The sequence below is a fragment of the Pseudomonas sp. NS1(2017) genome, assembly GCF_002269425.1.
Lineage (GTDB): Bacteria > Pseudomonadota > Gammaproteobacteria > Pseudomonadales > Pseudomonadaceae > Aquipseudomonas > Aquipseudomonas reactans.
The window spans coordinates 1,337,364-1,353,754 of sequence record NZ_CP022960.1 but is presented as its reverse complement, the minus strand read 5'-3'; the positions used below and the strand labels follow the sequence as shown (position 1 = coordinate 1,353,754).

At 58.7% G+C, this 16,391-nt stretch carries 13 protein-coding genes and 1 pseudogene; 6 read left to right on the top strand and 8 right to left on the bottom strand.

Features of this window, described 5'->3' with window-relative positions; genetic code table 11:
• Window positions 1–15 precede the first annotated feature (15 nt).
• Complete coding sequence (locus tag CI807_RS06515) at window positions 16–327, top strand: lipopolysaccharide assembly protein LapB (protein WP_095014095.1); 312 nt, start codon at window positions 16–18, stop codon at window positions 325–327.
• 111 nt (window positions 328–438) lie between these two features.
• Here the strand turns inward: CI807_RS06515 and CI807_RS06510 are convergent, their stop codons facing one another.
• The gene (locus CI807_RS06510) at window positions 439–1,326 is read right to left on the bottom strand and encodes a lysophospholipid acyltransferase (RefSeq protein ID WP_095014094.1); all 888 of its coding nucleotides are present in this window, start codon (window positions 1,324–1,326) and stop codon (window positions 439–441) included.
• Window positions 1,327–1,366: 40 nt separating this feature from the next.
• Window positions 1,367–1,924, bottom strand: a complete 558-nt coding sequence (locus CI807_RS06505) for a DNA-3-methyladenine glycosylase I (protein WP_095014093.1) — start codon at window positions 1,922–1,924, stop codon at window positions 1,367–1,369.
• 81 nt (window positions 1,925–2,005) lie between these two features.
• Here CI807_RS06505 and glyQ point away from each other — a divergent pair, with 81 nt between their 5' ends.
• From glyQ to CI807_RS06485, 4 genes are all read left to right on the top strand, one after another.
• Window positions 2,006–2,959, top strand: a complete 954-nt coding sequence (gene glyQ / locus CI807_RS06500) for a glycine--tRNA ligase subunit alpha (protein WP_003187265.1) — start codon at window positions 2,006–2,008, stop codon at window positions 2,957–2,959.
• A complete protein-coding gene (gene glyS, locus CI807_RS06495) occupies window positions 2,956–5,010 on the top strand; it encodes a glycine--tRNA ligase subunit beta (protein WP_095014092.1) in 2,055 nt (684 codons plus the stop codon). Before glyQ ends, glyS begins: the two co-directional genes overlap by 4 nt.
• 2 nt (window positions 5,011–5,012) lie before the next feature.
• Window positions 5,013–5,549 (top strand): D-glycero-beta-D-manno-heptose 1,7-bisphosphate 7-phosphatase, encoded by a 537-nt coding sequence (gene gmhB / locus CI807_RS06490; protein ID WP_177409563.1) that lies wholly within the window; start codon window positions 5,013–5,015, stop codon window positions 5,547–5,549.
• Window positions 5,550–5,631: 82 nt separating this feature from the next.
• Window positions 5,632–6,402 (top strand): 1-acyl-sn-glycerol-3-phosphate acyltransferase, encoded by a 771-nt coding sequence (locus CI807_RS06485; RefSeq protein WP_016978726.1) that lies wholly within the window; start codon window positions 5,632–5,634, stop codon window positions 6,400–6,402.
• A gap of 180 nt (window positions 6,403–6,582) precedes the next feature.
• On the opposite strand, the gene CI807_RS06480 is transcribed toward CI807_RS06485, so the two are convergent.
• Window positions 6,583–8,862, bottom strand: a complete 2,280-nt coding sequence (locus CI807_RS06480) for a CHASE2 domain-containing protein (RefSeq protein WP_095014091.1) — start codon at window positions 8,860–8,862, stop codon at window positions 6,583–6,585.
• Between the two features lie 3 nt (window positions 8,863–8,865).
• A pseudogene (locus tag CI807_RS31720) lies at window positions 8,866–9,046 on the bottom strand (hypothetical protein); the annotation flags it as partial.
• 257 nt (window positions 9,047–9,303) lie between these two features.
• Between CI807_RS31720 and CI807_RS06470 the strand changes: the two are divergent.
• Window positions 9,304–10,026: a response regulator transcription factor gene (locus tag CI807_RS06470; RefSeq protein ID WP_095014090.1), complete on the top strand. Its 723-nt coding sequence runs from the start codon at window positions 9,304–9,306 to the stop codon at window positions 10,024–10,026.
• Window positions 10,027–10,132: 106 nt separating this feature from the next.
• Here the strand turns inward: CI807_RS06470 and gyrB are convergent, their stop codons facing one another.
• The 4 genes from gyrB to dnaA are packed head-to-tail and all read right to left on the bottom strand — an operon-like array spanning window position 10,133 to window position 16,332.
• A complete protein-coding gene (gene gyrB, locus CI807_RS06465) occupies window positions 10,133–12,550 on the bottom strand; it encodes a DNA topoisomerase (ATP-hydrolyzing) subunit B (protein ID WP_016978723.1) in 2,418 nt (805 codons plus the stop codon).
• Between the two features lie 4 nt (window positions 12,551–12,554).
• Window positions 12,555–13,658 (bottom strand): DNA replication/repair protein RecF, encoded by a 1,104-nt coding sequence (recF, locus tag CI807_RS06460; protein ID WP_095014089.1) that lies wholly within the window; start codon window positions 13,656–13,658, stop codon window positions 12,555–12,557.
• A gap of 20 nt (window positions 13,659–13,678) precedes the next feature.
• The gene (gene dnaN / locus CI807_RS06455; RefSeq protein ID WP_016970682.1) at window positions 13,679–14,782 is read right to left on the bottom strand and encodes a DNA polymerase III subunit beta; all 1,104 of its coding nucleotides are present in this window, start codon (window positions 14,780–14,782) and stop codon (window positions 13,679–13,681) included.
• Between the two features lie 38 nt (window positions 14,783–14,820).
• Window positions 14,821–16,332: a chromosomal replication initiator protein DnaA gene (gene dnaA, locus CI807_RS06450; RefSeq protein WP_095014088.1), complete on the bottom strand. Its 1,512-nt coding sequence runs from the start codon at window positions 16,330–16,332 to the stop codon at window positions 14,821–14,823.
• Window positions 16,333–16,391: the final 59 nt, after the last annotated feature.

The following is a 16,391-nucleotide window of genomic DNA, read 5'->3' as shown; positions in this document are numbered from 1 at the left end:
GCGGAGTACGCCTGCATGCTCGAATCCCTGGAAAAAATGCTCGCCAAGGGTGTGGATAACTCCCTGCTGCGCTTTGGTTTAGGCAAGGGTTACCTGGACTTGAAGGACAACGCCAAGGCGGCGGAGCATCTGCAGAAGTGCGTCGAGTTCGATCCGAAGTATTCGGCGGCGTGGAAGTTGTTGGGTAAGGCACAGTTGGGGCTGGAAGATCGTGCGGCTGCGCGGCTGGCGTGGGAGAAGGGCATCGAAGCGGCCAAGGCCCATGGCGACAAACAGGCCGAAAAAGAGATGACCGTATTTCTCAAGAAGTTGGAAAAACAACTGTAGGAGCGAGCTTGCTCGCGAAGAACTCAAAAGCACCGCGAGCATTCATGCGTGTACGCGTTATCGTTAGAGATCTTCGCGAGCAAGCTCGCTCCTACAGTGTGCGGGTAGCCGTCAGTACCACCGCGCTTCACCCGGCGGGCGTTTCTTGAAGCGCTTCATGCTCCACATGTACTGGCTCGGATAAGCACCAACATACCGCTCCACCACCTTGCTCATCGCCGCACAGGACGTAGCAGTGTCGGTGCTGTACATGTCTTCCGGCGCCGCTTCCAGGATCACTTTGTAACCCGAACCATCCGGCAGCCGCAGCGCATGCAGGAACACGCCGACGGCCTTGTGGCCCGCGAGCATGTTCGGCACGAACTTGCTGGTCAGCGCCTGGGTGGCAAAGAACGGCACGAAGATCCCTGCGGATTCCGCCGGCTCAGGATCCGCCGGGATGCCCACCTGGCCGCCCTTGCGCACTTCCTTGATCACGCTGAGGATGCCTTCCTTGGTCGACGCCGCCACGCGGTTGCCCAGTTGCACGCGCTGCTTGCGCAGCAATTCGTCCACCGCCTTGAGTTTGGGCGGGCGGTAGAAAATGATCGGTTTGCATTGGCTGCAATAGAAGTGGTTCAGCACTTCCCAGTTGCCCAGGTGGCTGGTGATGCCGACCACGCCTTTGCCCGAGGCCAGGGCTTCGTGCAGCACTTCCAGGCCTTCGACTTCTCGCACCAGATCAATGGAACGCTGGGCCGGCCAGATCCAGGCGCAGGCGCTTTCGGTCAGGGACTTGCCGATGTCCATCAGGCTGCGCCCGACCAGCGCTTCGCGCTCGGCTGGGTTCATATCCGGAAAGCATTTGGACAGGTTGATCCGCACCGTGTCGCGGGAGCGGTTGGGGGTTTTCCACATGATCCAGCCAATTGCCGTGCCGACGGCCTGGACAGCGCGCCAGGGCAGCAGGGCAAACAACCGGAGAGCGCCTACCAGCAAGGCGCCTTTCAACTTTTCCACAGGTCACTCCTGATCGTGTGTGGTGCGCAAAGCCGGCATTCTAACCGGCGTTGACCAAGTCCGCGTAACGGTCGCAGTCTTGAGTGTGGTCCATGACCATGCCCGAGGCCTGCATGAACGCGTAGCAAATGGTCGGCCCGACAAAGGTGAAACCGGCTTTCTTCAGGGCTTTGCTCATGGCTTCAGCCTCGGGTGTAATCGCCGGCACTTCGCTGCGGCCCTTGAAATGATTGACCTTGGGTGTGCCGCCCACAAAGGACCAGAGCAACTCCACCGGATCCTCTAGCGCCAGCCAGGCAGCGGCATTGCGGCGGGTGGCGTTGAGCTTCAGGCGATTGCGCACAATGCCCGGATCCTGCATCAGCGCTTCGATCTCAGCATCGGTCAACCGCGCCAACCGCTGAGCATCAAAACCAAACAAGACCTTTCGATAATGCTCGCGTTTGCGTAAAACGGTGATCCAGGAAAGGCCCGCCTGGAACCCTTCGAGCAAAAGCAACTCGAACAAGCCCTGCGCATCGCGCAGCGGCGTTCCCCACTCCTGATCGTGATATGCCATGTACAGCGGATCTTCAGAACACCAAAAGCAGCGTGGCATAAGGCTCCAGGGGATGGTGGCGCGGCCGAATCGGGTATACTCCCGCTCTTTAAATCGCAGCCCAAGTAACAGGTGAATTTCGTGAGCCAGCCTACGCCAGCCGTGCGTACCTTCCAAGACTTGATCCTCGCCCTCCAGCAATACTGGGCCGAGCAAGGTTGTGTGGTACTTCAGCCCTACGATATGGAAGTAGGCGCCGGCACTTTCCACACCGCTACATTCCTGCGGGCCATTGGCCCGGAAACCTGGAACGCCGCTTATGTGCAGCCCAGTCGTCGCCCGACTGACGGCCGCTACGGCGAAAACCCGAACCGTCTGCAGCACTACTACCAGTTCCAGGTGGTACTGAAGCCGAACCCGGACAACTTCCAGGAACTGTACCTGGGCTCGCTCAAGCATGTTGGCCTGGACCCACTGGTCCATGACATCCGTTTTGTCGAAGACAACTGGGAATCGCCAACGCTAGGCGCCTGGGGCCTGGGCTGGGAAGTCTGGCTCAACGGCATGGAAGTCACGCAGTTCACTTACTTCCAGCAAGCGGGCGGCATCGAGTGCTACCCGGTCACCGGCGAAATCACCTACGGCCTCGAGCGCCTGGCCATGTACCTGCAAGGCGTTGACTCGGTCTACGACCTGGTGTGGGCTGACGGCCCGTTCGGCAAAGTGACCTACGGCGACGTGTTCCACCAGAACGAGGTGGAGCAGTCCACCTACAACTTCGAACACGCCAACGTCGACAAGCTGTTCGAACTGTTCGACTTCTATGAAAGCGAAGCCAAGCGCCTGATCGAACTCGACCAGCCGCTGCCGTTGCCAAGCTACGAAATGGTGTTGAAGGCCTCCCATACCTTCAACCTGCTGGATGCCCGCCGTGCCATCTCGGTCACCGCGCGCCAGCAATACATCCTGCGTGTACGCACCCTGGCGCGTTCCGTCGCCCAAGCCTACCTGCTGGCTCGCGCCAAGCTGGGCTTCCCGATGGCAACCCCGGACCTGCGTGATGAAGTGTTGGCTAAGCTGGAGGCTGCACAATGAGTGCTCAAGATTTCCTGGTTGAACTGGGCACCGAAGAGCTGCCACCCAAGGCACTGAACACCCTGGCCGATGCGTTCCTGGCTGGTATCGAAAAAGGCCTGCACAGCGCTGGCCTGAAATTCGCCGCGAAAAAAGTCTACGCCGCGCCGCGTCGCCTGGCCGTGTTGCTGACCGCGCTGGAAACCCAGCAGCCGGATCGCAACATCAACCTCGACGGCCCACCGCGCCAGGCCGCTTTCGATGCCGAAGGCAATCCGACTCAAGCCGCCCTTGGTTTTGCCAAGAAGTGTGGCGTCGAGCTGAGCGAGATCGACCAGAGCGGCCCGAAACTGCGTTTCAGCCAGGTCATCACCGGCAAGCCGACCGCCAGCCTGTTGCCGACCATCGTTGAAGACTCGTTGAACGACCTGCCGATCCCGAAGCGCATGCGCTGGGGCGCTCGCAAGGAAGAGTTCGTACGTCCGACCCAATGGCTGGTGATGCTGCTCGGTGACCAAGTCATCGATTGCACCCTCCTTGCCCAGAAAGCCGGTCGTGATTCCCGTGGTCACCGCTTCCATCACCCTGAAGCTGTACGCATCACCTCGCCGGCCAACTACGCCGCCGACCTGCGTGCTGCTTACGTGCTGGCCGATGCCAACGAGCGTCGCGAGCTGATCAGCAAGCGTACCGAAGAGCTGGCCCGCCTGCAGGAAGGCACTGCCATCGTGCCGCCAAGCCTGCTCGACGAAGTGACCGCGCTGGTTGAATGGCCGGTGCCGTTGGTGTGTTCGTTCGAAGAGCGCTTCCTCGACGTGCCGCAAGAAGCGCTGATCACCACCATGCAGGACAACCAGAAGTATTTCTGCCTGCTGGACGTGGACGGCAAGTTGCTGCCGCGTTTCATCACCGTGGCCAACATCGAAAGCAAGGACCCGCAGCAGATCATCGCCGGTAACGAGAAAGTCGTTCGCCCGCGCCTGACTGACGCCGAGTTCTTCTTCAAGCAAGACAAGAAGCAGAAGCTGGAAGACTTCAACCTGCGCCTGCAGAACGTGGTGTTCCAGGAAAAACTCGGCAGCGTCTACGACAAAGCCGTACGTGTTTCCAAACTGGCCGCCTACATTGCGCCACGCATTGGTGGCGATTCGGCCTGGGCTGCGCGTGCGGGCCTGCTGTCCAAGTGCGACCTGGCGACCGAGATGGTCGGCGAGTTCCCGGAGATGCAAGGTGTTGCCGGCTACTACTACGCCCTCAACGACGGCGAGCCAGACGATGTTGCCTTGGCGCTGAACGAGCAGTACATGCCACGCGGTGCCGGCGCTGAACTGCCGACCACCCTGACCGGTGCAGCCGTGGCCATCGCCGACAAGCTGGATACCCTTGTGGGTATCTTCGGTATCGGCATGTTGCCCACCGGCAGCAAAGACCCCTATGCCCTGCGCCGTGCGGCCCTGGGTGTGCTGCGTATCCTGATCGACAAGAAGCTGGACCTCGACCTGACCCAGGCCGTGGTGTTTGCCGTCGGCCAGTTCGGTGCCAAGGTCAAGCAAGCCGGCCTGGCCGAGCAAGTGCTGGAGTTCGTGTTCGACCGCCTGCGTGCGCGTTACGAAGACGAAGGCGTGGACGTGTCGGTGTACCTCGCGGTACGTGCCCTGCAACCGGGTTCGGCGCTGGACTTCGACCAGCGCGTACAAGCCGTGCAGGCCTTCCGCAAACTGCCGGAAGCCGACGCCCTGGCCGCCGTGAACAAGCGTGTGTCGAACCTGCTGAGCAAGGCCGAAGGCCTTGGCAATGCTGACGTCGACCCTGGTCTGTTTGCCGATGCCAAGGAGTTCTCGCTGAACTCGGCCATTGCCAAAGCGGAGACGGCAGTGAAACCGCTGATCGCCGAGCGCAACTACGCCGAAGCGCTCGCGCGCCTGGCCACCTTGCGTGACCCGGTGGATGCGTTCTTCGAAGCCGTGATGATCAATGCCGAAGATGCTGGCGTGCGCAAAAACCGCTACGCCATGCTGGCGCGCCTGCGCGGTCTGTTCGTCAATATCGCTGACATTTCGACGCTGAGCTGACCATGTTGAAACTGCTGATTCTCGATCGGGACGGGGTGATCAATTACGACTCCGACGCTTACATCAAGTCGGTCGAGGAGTGGATTCCACTGCCCGGCTCGATCGAGGCCATCGCGCAGTTGAGCAAAGCCGGCTGGACGGTGGCCATCGCCACCAACCAGTCCGGCATCGCCCGTGGTTACTACGACATCGACACCCTGGACGCCATGCACGCGCGCTTGCGCACGTTGGTGGCCGGGCAGGGCGGTGAGGTGGGGTTGGTGGTGTATTGCCCCCACGGGCCGGATGAGGGTTGCGATTGCCGCAAACCCAAGCCGGGCATGTTGAAAACCATTGCAGAACATTACAAGGTGCCGTTAGCTGGGATATGGTTCGTCGGGGACAGCCTCGGTGACCTGGAGGCGGCCAAAGCCGTCGACTCTCAGCCAGTTTTGGTTAAGACCGGAAAAGGCGAAAAGACCCAGGCGAAAAACCTGCCGGTAGGCACCTTGATTTTTGACGATCTGGCGGCCGTTGCCGCAGAACTTATCAACAACTAGCCACCCTCGACTTCCTGAACAAGGATTGCTCGGGAGTGCGCTTTTAGCAGGCGGGCCGTGTCCCGCAACGGTAAATGCCGCCATGTCGATTTTGCAGGCCATCAGAACCTTTTTCTTTTACCTGCTGCTGGGCACCAGTTCGTTTCTCTGGTGCACCCTGAGCTTTTTTATTGCGCCCTTTTTGCCATTCAAGGCGCGCTATCGCTTTATCAACGTCTATTGGTGCCGCTGCGCGTTGTGGCTGACCAAGGTGTTCCTGAACATCCGTTTCGAGGTCAAGGGTGCGGAAAATGTCCCGGACCAGCCTTGCGTGATTCTGTCGAACCACCAGAGCACCTGGGAGACGTTCTTCCTGTCGGCGTACTTCTCGCCGCTGAGCCAGGTGCTCAAGCGTGAGCTGTTGTACGTGCCGTTCTTCGGCTGGGCCATGGCCATGCTGCGTCCGATCGCCATCGACCGTGATAACCCCAAGGCCGCGCTCAAGCACGTGGCCAAGAAGGGCGACGAGCTGCTCAAGGATGGTGTTTGGGTGCTGATCTTCCCCGAAGGCACACGTGTGCCCTACGGCACGGTAGGTAAATTCTCACGCGGTGGTACGGCATTGGCGGTCAACGCGCATCTGCCGGTGCTGCCAATTGCGCATAACGCCGGCAAGTTCTGGCCAAAGACCGGCTGGGCTAAACGCGAAGGCACCATTACCGTGGTGATTGGCGAACCGATGTACGCTGAAGGTGAAGGACCCCGCGCCATCGCCGCGTTGAATGACCGTGCCCAGGCGTGGAATGAAGCCCAGCAACGGGCCATGGGTTCGCTGCCGCCGGAGCCGGTTGTAGTCGACACGCCGGTCATCTGAGCATCTGTGGATAACCTGTGTACGGTTTGTTGGCGAATCAGCTTTTTTGTCTTATAAGAAGCTGATTTACCTACATATTTCCCAAACTCATAAAATCGCGAAAAAGGTGCATAAGTTTTTTCCGCATAAAAAAACCGGTCCTTGCGACCGGTTTTTTATGCACAGCATAAAGTACGTTTTTCAGTCTTCCAGCAACGGCAGTCGAATGCTGAATGTGGTGCCTTTACCCACCACACTTTCGCAACCGATGTGACCACCGTGACGCTCTACCACGGCCTTGACCATCGTCAGCCCCAACCCCAGGCCTTCGCTGCCTTGAGCCGAGTCGAAGCGACGGTACTGGCTGAACAGCTCCGGCAGGTCCTCTGCAGCAATCCCCGGGCCCTGGTCACTGATACGGCATTCCAACCAGCCTTCTGCGCTGCTGTGCCTCAACCTCACGGTCGTCCCGGAAGGTGAATACTTGATGGCGTTCTCCAGCACATTGAACAACGCCCGTGTGAGCAGTGACTGATCAGCCGACACCATGCCTTCATCGGCCTCGTCCAAGTCGTGAACCAGATGAATCCCCTTGAGCTGGGCAATCAGCGCCACTTGGTCAAAGGCATCCATGACCAGCATGGCAAACAGCGTCGGCTGGAACTGGTAACCGTCAGCCTCGGCTTTCGCCAGTTGCACGAAGGATTCGGTGAGGCCCAAGGCCCGGCGAACCTGCTGTTCGATCTGGGCAAAAACCGGGGATTCACCGTTATGCACATCCAGCAGCGCAAGGATCGCTGAATGGGGGGCGCGCAGGTCGTGAGAGAGGAACCGCAACATCGTCTCGCGGTGTTGCTGCGCTTCGCGCTCCTTACTCAAATCCGTCAGGCTCAGCAACCAACCAAGGGCGACGTCGCCTTCAGCCGGCAGCAGGGGCGCAAGCTCCATGCGCAGGCTGCGTTGGTGGATGTCTCGGAATTCCACAAGCTCCAGCACTGATAGGGCAGGGCGCACGCCATTGTGCAGCGGCGGGTAGCCCAGATCGGCCAGCTGCTCCAGCAGGTTATGGGTAACCAGCTCATTACCGAACACTTCCCGCGCAATGCGGTTGGCCAGCAGGATATTGCCCTTGGGATCGGTAATCAGCGTCGCCACCGGCAGGCACTCCAGGCCATCGGCCATAAAGCGCCGTGTGTCACGCGTACGGCTTACAGCTTGCTCCAGGGCAAAGATACGCGCCTGCAGCACGTCGCCTTTACTGGCGGGTGCACGGCGGCGTTCGGGCAGGACTTTGGGTTCGTTGTCCAGACGTGCCAGTTCCCAGCCGAAGTAGGCGAGGATCACACTGAGGCGGCGCCAGTTCCAGATCAGGTAACTGAGCAGCAAGCCAATCAGGCAGGCCGCAGGCGACCACCAGTGCCCCAGGCGCAACAGGGCCAGGGAACCGAGTAATGCGACGGCCATGCATCCCAACGTCATCCATAACGCATAGCGTGGGCGATAGAGCAGCAGGCCCAGTAGCAATGCCACCAACGAGGTCGCCATCAAGGCCGCGAGCCAGCCCGGCAGATCAACGATGCTGCGGCCTTGAAGCAAGCCATTCAGCACGTTGGCCTGGATCTCTACGCCTGCCGTGGTGCCAATCGTCGAAGACACAGGTGTGACGAAACGATCGCCCATACCGGATGCAGTCGACCCCACTAGAATCAGACGACCACGCAATTGCTCGGGAGCGACTTCACCGCGCAGTACGCTGGCGTAGGACACGCTGGGAAAATGGGTATGGGTGGCAATAAACGGGATGCGAATAGCGTGTTCCCGATGCCAGTGTTCAGTGAGCGATTGCAGAGGCTCGCCCGGCATTTCAGACAACTCGCCACTCATCTCATAGGCCAACCAGGCCAATTGCGGCGCCGTGGCCTCGGCCGGACCTTCACGCAGGTAGAGGCTGCGGACCACGCCATCGCTGTCCGCTTCAACATTGATGTGGCCCAAGCCTTTGGCGCATTTGAGCAGGGGCATCACCTGCGTGTCCGGCTGGCTATAGTTCGCAGCCCCTTCACGCACCAGAGGCAGCAAGACATTGCCAGCGTTACAGACCGACTCGGCCAGGCGTTTGTCATTGGCAGGATCTCCAGGCTCACTGAAGATCACATCGAACAAAATGCCTGCGGGTTGCGCGGCGCTCAGGCGGTCGATCAGGTCGGCGTGCACGCTGCGTGGCCAAGGCCATCGGCCGAGCTTTTTCAGGCTGGAGTCATCTATCGTCACCAGCAAGACACGCGGATCGACTGGCAGTGGCGTGAGGCGACGCAGGCTGTCGTACAACGGATTATTCAAGGCAAGGCCAGGGCTCAGCGACAGGTAGGCGGTGATAGGCAGCAGCAGCAAACCTATCCACAACCACTCGCGCACCAGTCCGTGGAACAAGCGCTGAGCATGGGTGGGTTGGCGTTTCTCGGCCTTGCCCCAGAGCATCATCGGTCAACGCACCTGAGCAGTGGGTGGGTAGTAGAAGATGTCATAGACCCCGGTTTCTCCCTCAAGGCCGTTTTCGTCGTAAGCCGACAAGCGCACGTGAAGAACGAGGCTTTGAGCCCAGTGAAGCTCATTTTCGGCATGCTGGAAAAGTTTTCTGCTGGATGTTCATAAAGGCTCTGTCGGTGGGGGCGCCGCCAATCCCAGCGGGTATCGGACATCAGTGCACAAGAGTTTACGGCAGCGCATGCGTCGGCTGATCCTTTTCCTCAGCGTCAGGAGCCGGTATCTTTCCCACATTGGTATCGAGGACTTTCAATGGGTTAATCGCTCATTGATCCCAGCGTATAGAGAGATCCGAGGGGTCGATGAATCTGCGCACAATTCTTCAGATTCAAACACTGGCCGACGGCTGCCGCTCTCTTCAAATGAAAGGACCCACCCATGCGTGTCGCAATACTGGATGACGAGCCCGCCGAACTGCGCCGGGTGGAACAGACACTGCGACAAATCCCCAGCACCACCGAACAGCCCTGGTCCCTGCATTGCTTCGAACGTGGAGAAGACCTGCTCCGCCAACTGCGCCGGGAAACCTTCGACCTGCTGATACTCGACTGGCAATTGCCGGACATCACAGGGATCGCATTGCTGCGATGGACCCGCGAACACATGGAGTCGCCGCCCGCCGTCATCATGCTCACCAGCCGTGATGCCGAGAGCGACATCGTCACCGCGCTCAACAGTGGCGCCGATGATTACGTCAGCAAACCTTTCCGTCCTAATGAACTGAAAGCACGGGTCACGGCGGTTCTGCGTCGGCATGGACTGCAAAAGTCTGCCACCCACGAAGTGCAGAGTTTCAATGACTTGACCTTTGATGATGCTGAATTGACCGTGACCCGCGCGGGTAAACCGATCAACCTCACGGAGCGTGAGTACCGTTTGGCTAGCTGTCTGTTTGCCAACCTGGCACGCCCCCTTTCTCGCGAATACCTCTACGAGCGGTTCTGGACCCATGAAGAAATGGTGTCTTCACGGCCGCTGGATACGCATATCTACCGGCTACGAAACAAGCTGGGGCTGACAGCGGATCGGGGTTGGCAGTTGCTGACGATCTATGGGTATGGGTATCGATTGGAGAGTGTAGCGGCAGCTTCTCAAGGCTGATTACGCTGATGTTCCACGTGGAGCATTTTCAAATTCGCTGATTTTCACCCAATAAAAAAGGCCAACGCTAAGCGTTGGCCTTTTTAGTTTGGCAGGCTTACCGGGATCAGAAGTCCAGGTTGGAAACCGCCAGGGCATTGCTTTCGATGAAGTCACGACGAGGCTCGACCGCATCACCCATCAGAGTGTTGAAGATCTGGTCCGCGCCAATGGCGTCTTCGATGGTCACGCGCAGCATGCGACGCTGGGCTGGGTCCATGGTGGTTTCCCACAGTTGATCCGGGTTCATTTCACCCAGACCTTTGTATCGCTGGATGGTGTGGCGCTTGGTGCTTTCCGCCATCAGCCAATCAAGGGCTTCCTTGAATTCCTTGACCTGCTTCTTGCGTTCGCCACGCTGAATATAAGCGCCGTCGTCCAACAGGGTGCTCAGTTGTGCGCCCAGGGTCACCACGGTTTTGTAATCGTTGCTGCCGAAGAAGTCGCGGTTGAAGGTGACGTAGTTCGACAGGCCATGGGAGATCAGCTCGACCTCTGGCAGCCAGACGTTACGTTCACGGTCTTCACGCAGGCTGGCTTTGTACACTAGGCCAGACTTCTCGACAGTACGCAGGCGCACTTCGTACTGAGCCAGCCAATCCTGCATTGCTGCATGATCACCCAACTGTTCCAGGCTGACGGCCGGCAGGTAGATGAAGTGCTCGGTCAGTTCCTGAGGGTACAGGCGCGACAGACGCTTGAGGGTCTTCATCACCATGCGGAAGTCGTTTACCAGACGTTCCAGCGACTCACCGGAGATACCCGGCGCTTCGTCGTTCAAGTGCAGGCTGGCATCTTCAAGGGCCGACTGCGTCATGTACTCTTCCATGGCGTCGTCGTCTTTGATGTACTGCTCTTGCTTGCCCTTTTTCACTTTGTACAACGGCGGCTGAGCGATGTAGATGTAGCCACGCTCGATCAGCTCCGGCAACTGACGGAAGAAGAAGGTCAGCAGCAGGGTACGGATGTGCGAACCGTCGACGTCAGCATCGGTCATGATGATGATGTTGTGGTAACGCAGTTTGTCGATGTTGTACTCGTCACGGCCAATACCGCAGCCCAATGCCGTGATCAAGGTGCCGACTTCCTGGGAAGAAATCATCTTGTCGAAGCGAGCCTTCTCGACGTTGAGGATCTTACCTTTCAACGGCAGGATGGCCTGGGTGCGACGGTTACGACCCTGCTTGGCGGAACCGCCAGCAGAGTCACCTTCCACCAGGTACAGTTCGGAGAGGGCAGGGTCCTTCTCCTGACAGTCAGCCAGTTTGCCTGGCAGGCCAGCGATGTCCAATGCACCTTTACGGCGGGTCATCTCACGGGCCTTACGCGCCGCTTCACGGGCACGTGCGGCGTCGATCATCTTGCCGACGACCAGCTTGGCTTCGTTCGGGTTCTCCAGCAGGAAGTCGGAGAAGTATTTGCCCATCTCCTGTTCCACGGCAGTCTTCACTTCGGAAGACACCAGCTTGTCTTTGGTCTGGGAGCTGAACTTGGGATCCGGCACTTTTACCGAGATAATCGCGGTCAGGCCTTCACGCGCATCGTCACCGGTGGTGGCGACTTTGTGCTTCTTGGCCAAGCCTTCGGCTTCGATGTAGGTGTTCAGGTTACGCGTCAGTGCGGAACGGAAACCCACCAAGTGAGTACCACCGTCGCGCTGAGGAATGTTATTGGTGAAGCACAACAGGTTCTCGTTGAAGCTGTCGTTCCACTGCAGGGCGATTTCCACGCCGATGCCGTCTTCACGCTGAATGTTGAAGTGGAACACCTGGTTGACCGCAGTCTTGTTGGTGTTCAGGTATTCAACGAACGCACGCAGGCCGCCTTCGTATTTGAACAGCTCTTCCTTGCCGCTGCGTTCGTCCTTGAGGACGATACCCACGCCGGAGTTCAGGAAGGACAGTTCACGAATCCGCTTGGCCAGGATGTCCCAGCTGAAGTGGATATTCTTGAAGGTTTCAGCCGATGGTTTGAAGTGAATCTGAGTACCGGTGGTTTCACTGTCACCGACGATTTTCATCGGCTCTTTCGGAACACCGTGGATGTACGTCTGTTCCCAGATCTTGCCGCTGCGGCGAACGGTCAGGATCAGCTCTTCGGAAAGGGCGTTTACTACCGACACACCTACACCGTGCAAACCGCCGGAAACTTTATAGGAGTTGTCGTCGAACTTACCGCCGGCGTGGAGCACGGTCATAATGACCTCTGCTGCCGAAACGCCTTCTTCTTTGTGCACGTCTACCGGGATGCCGCGACCGTTGTCGCGCACGGTAATCGATTCATCCGGGTGGATGATGATGCTGATGTCGTCGCAGTGACCGGCCAGAGCTTCGTCGATGGAGTTGTCGACCACCTCGAACACCATGTGGTGCAGACCGCTACCGTCATCAGTGTCGCCAATGTACATACCGGGACGTTTGCGTACGGCATCCAAACCTTTCAGCACTTTAATGCTGGTCGAGTCGTACGTGTTTTCTTCGCTCATGCCTTCACTCCCGATGGTCGTGGGTCTGGGTGATACGGCCTTGTTCCACGTGGAACAAAGCGACTGGCGTTTCCATCTGCCAGCCTTCCCTCAATAATTCGTGGTCTACACAGGTGATAAACACCTGGCAGCGTAATTCTTCCAACAAGCGGCATAGCGCGCGGCGGTGTTGCTCGTCGAGTTCCGACGGCAAGTCATCCACCAGATAAATACATTGTCCGCGTCGGGCCTGGCTAACCAGATGGCCCTGGGCGATACGCAGCGCACACACCACCAACTTCTGCTGGCCACGGGACAAGATGTCCGCGGCATTGTGAGCGCCTAACCTAAGACGCAAATCAGCCCGTTGAGGTCCGGCCTGGGTATGGCCAATTTGCTGATCACGCTGCAGGGATGTCGCGAGCACTGCACTCAGCTCACGTTCTTTATCCCAACCACGGTAGTAACTCAGCGTCAGCCCCTCGAGATCCAGCAACTCACTCAAGGTCTGCTCAAAGACTGGTTTCAAGGCTTTGATATAGGCACGGCGGTATTCATCTATTTCGTCGCTGGCCAGGCACAGTTCCCGGTCCCAGGCCGCTTGCGAAGCGGCGTCAAGTGTACCATGCCGCAGCCATGAGTTCCGCTGCCGCAGGGCCTTCTGCAGGCGCTGCCAAGTGGCCATGAAACGCGGTTCCACGTGGAACACTCCCCAATCGAGGAATTGCCTGCGGATTTTTGGTGCACCTTCCAACAGACGGAAACTGTCGGGGTTGATCAATTGCAGCGGCAGGATCTCTGCCAACTGCGCAGCACTGCGTGCATTTTGCCCGTCAATGCGAATCTGGAACTCTCCGCCGCGATCACGGGATATCCCCAGACTGCTGTGCCCACCTTCAGCGAGTTCGACTTGGCCAAACACAGTGCACGCCAATTGCTCGTACTGAATCACCGGTAACAAGCGAGCGCTGCGAAAGGATCGGGCGAGCCCCAGCAGGTGAATGGCTTCCAGCACGCTGGTTTTGCCACTGCCGTTGGCGCCGTGGAGGATATTGATGCGGGGGGAGGGGGAGAAGGTCACCGGGTGCAGATTGCGCACCGCGGTGACCGAGACGCGACTGAGGGACATCTAGCTTCTGCTGAACATGATTACAGGCGCATCGGCATGACAACGTAAGCCGAGTCGTCGTTGTCAGATTCCTGCACCAGGGCGCTGCTGTTGGAGTCCGACAGAATCAGGCGAACCTGTTCAGTGGTCATCACACCCAGTACGTCCAAAAGGTAGCTCACGTTAAAGCCGATTTCCAGGGAGCCGCCGTTGTAGTCGACGCCCACTTCTTCTTCCGCTTCTTCCTGCTCCGGGTTGTTCGCCTGGATTTTCAGCTGACCGTTGGCCAGTTGCAGGCGGATACCACGGTACTTCTCGTTGGAAAGAATCGCGGTACGGCTGAACGCTTCACGCAGGGCCTGACGATCACCCAGTACCAGCTTGTCGCCACCTTTAGGCAGCACGCGCTCGTAATCCGGGAACTTGCCGTCAACCAGCTTGGAAGTGAAGGTGAACTCGCCGGTGGTCGCACGAATGTGGTGCTGACCCAACACGATGCTGACGTTGCCTTCCGGCTCAGTGAGCAGACGTGCCAGTTCAAGGATACCTTTGCGCGGCACAATGACCTGGTGACGGTCTGGTTGACCGATATCGGCGCGCATCGAGCACATGGCCAGACGGTGACCATCGGTAGCCACAGCGCGGATGATGCCTTCCGACACTTCCAACAGCATGCCGTTGAGGTAGTAACGCACGTCCTGCTGGGCCATGGCGAAGCTGGTGCGCTCGATCAAACGACGCAGTTTGCTCTGCTCCAGGCTGCAGGTCAGCGAGCCTGGGCCTTCTTCAACGGTCGGGAAATCATTCGCCGGCAACGTGGACAGGGTGAAACGGCTGCGGCCGGCCTTGACCACCAACTTCGCATCATCGACCTTGATGTCGATCAGCGCATCGTTCGGCAGGCTTTTGCAGATGTCCATCAGCTTGCGCGCCGGTACGGTGATCTCGCCCGGCTCGGCAGGCTCTTCCAGCTGCACACGACCGACCAGCTCGACCTCCAGGTCAGTACCGGTCAAGGACAATTGCTGGCCTTCGACTACCAGCAATACGTTGGAAAGCACCGGCAAGGTCTGTCGGCGCTCGACGACGCCTGCGACCAGTTGCAGGGGTTTCAACAGGGCTTCGCGTTGAATGGTGAAATGCATGGTCTAGTCCCTTGCCTTAATAAGCTGCGCTGGTGTCATCAAGTGGTCAGTGTACGCAGCAGGTTCTTGTAGTCCTCGCGAATATCCGCGTCGGATTCCTTAAGTTCGTTGATCTTGCGGCACGCGTGCAAGACCGTAGTGTGGTCGCGTCCGCCAAACACATCACCGATTTCCGGCAGGCTGTGGTTGGTCAGCTCTTTGGAGAGCGCCATGGCCACCTGCCGAGGACGTGCCACCGAGCGCGAACGGCGCTTGGACAGCAAGTCGGAAATCTTGATCTTGTAGTACTCGGCCACGGTGCGCTGGATGTTATCCACACTCACCAGTTTGTCCTGCAGTGCCAGCAAGTCCTTCAGGGATTCGCGAATCAGCTCGATGGTGATGTCGCGGCCCATGAAGTGAGAGTGTGCGATGACCCGCTTGAGCGCGCCTTCCAACTCACGCACGTTGGAGCGGATGCGTTGAGCGATGAAGAACGCCGCATCGTGGGGCAAGTCCACCTTGGCCTGGTCGGCTTTTTTCATCAGGATTGCAACGCGGGTTTCCAGCTCCGGTGGCTCTACCGCAACGGTCAGGCCCCAGCCGAAGCGAGATTTCAGACGTTCTTCCAGGCCTTCGATTTCTTTCGGATAACGGTCACTGGTCAAGATGACCTGTTGGCCACCTTCGAGCAGGGCGTTAAAGGTGTGGAAGAACTCTTCCTGGGAACGCTCTTTGCGGGCAAAGAATTGAATGTCATCGATCAGCAACGCATCAACCGAGCGGTAGAACCGCTTGAACTCGTTGATGGCGTTGAGCTGCAAGGCCTTGACCATGTCAGCCACGAAACGCTCCGAGTGCAGGTACACGACCTTGGCATTCGGGTTCTTCTTTAATAGGTGGTTACCCACAGCATGCATCAAGTGAGTTTTACCCAAGCCAACACCGCCATAAAGGAAGAGCGGGTTGTAACCGTGCTTGGGGTTGTCAGCAACCTGCCAGGCGGCGGCGCGAGCCAGCTGGTTGGACTTACCTTCGACGAAGTTCTCGAAGGTAAACGTGCGGTTCAGGTAGCTGGTGTGCTTGAGCGCGCCTTCGACCTGCACGGTGCGCTGTTCAGCGCGGACCGGGGCTTGCTGGGAGGCTGCGCCTGCCATCGGGTCAAAGCTGTCGCGGGACGGCTCTTCACTCTCTGCTGCGTTTTTTTGCGCAGATGATTTAGAGGGTGCAGGCGCCGGCGCACTGACAGCAGGTGCCGCCGTAGCCTGGGCTTGCGACGCAGCCGCAGCCAGTGGCGCATTCGGCGCAGCGCGAGGCGCCGAGCTACGTTTGCTGCCTATTAATAAGGAGAGCACGGGCGCAAGGCCGTTGCCATGTTCATCGAGCAATTCGAGAACGCGGCTCAGGTACTTCTCGTTGACCCAGTCGAGAACAAAACGATTGGGCGCGTAGACACGCAACTCGTCGCCTTCGGCTTCGACCTGTAGCGGACGGATCCAGGTGTTGAATTGCTGGGCAGGCAGCTCTTCGCGCAAAAGCTCCACGCACTGCTGCCAAAGTTCCACTGACACGGATATCCCCTAAGTTGAAAGCCGGTGAGGCAAAAACAGCCGCCATTGTAGCGGCGAGC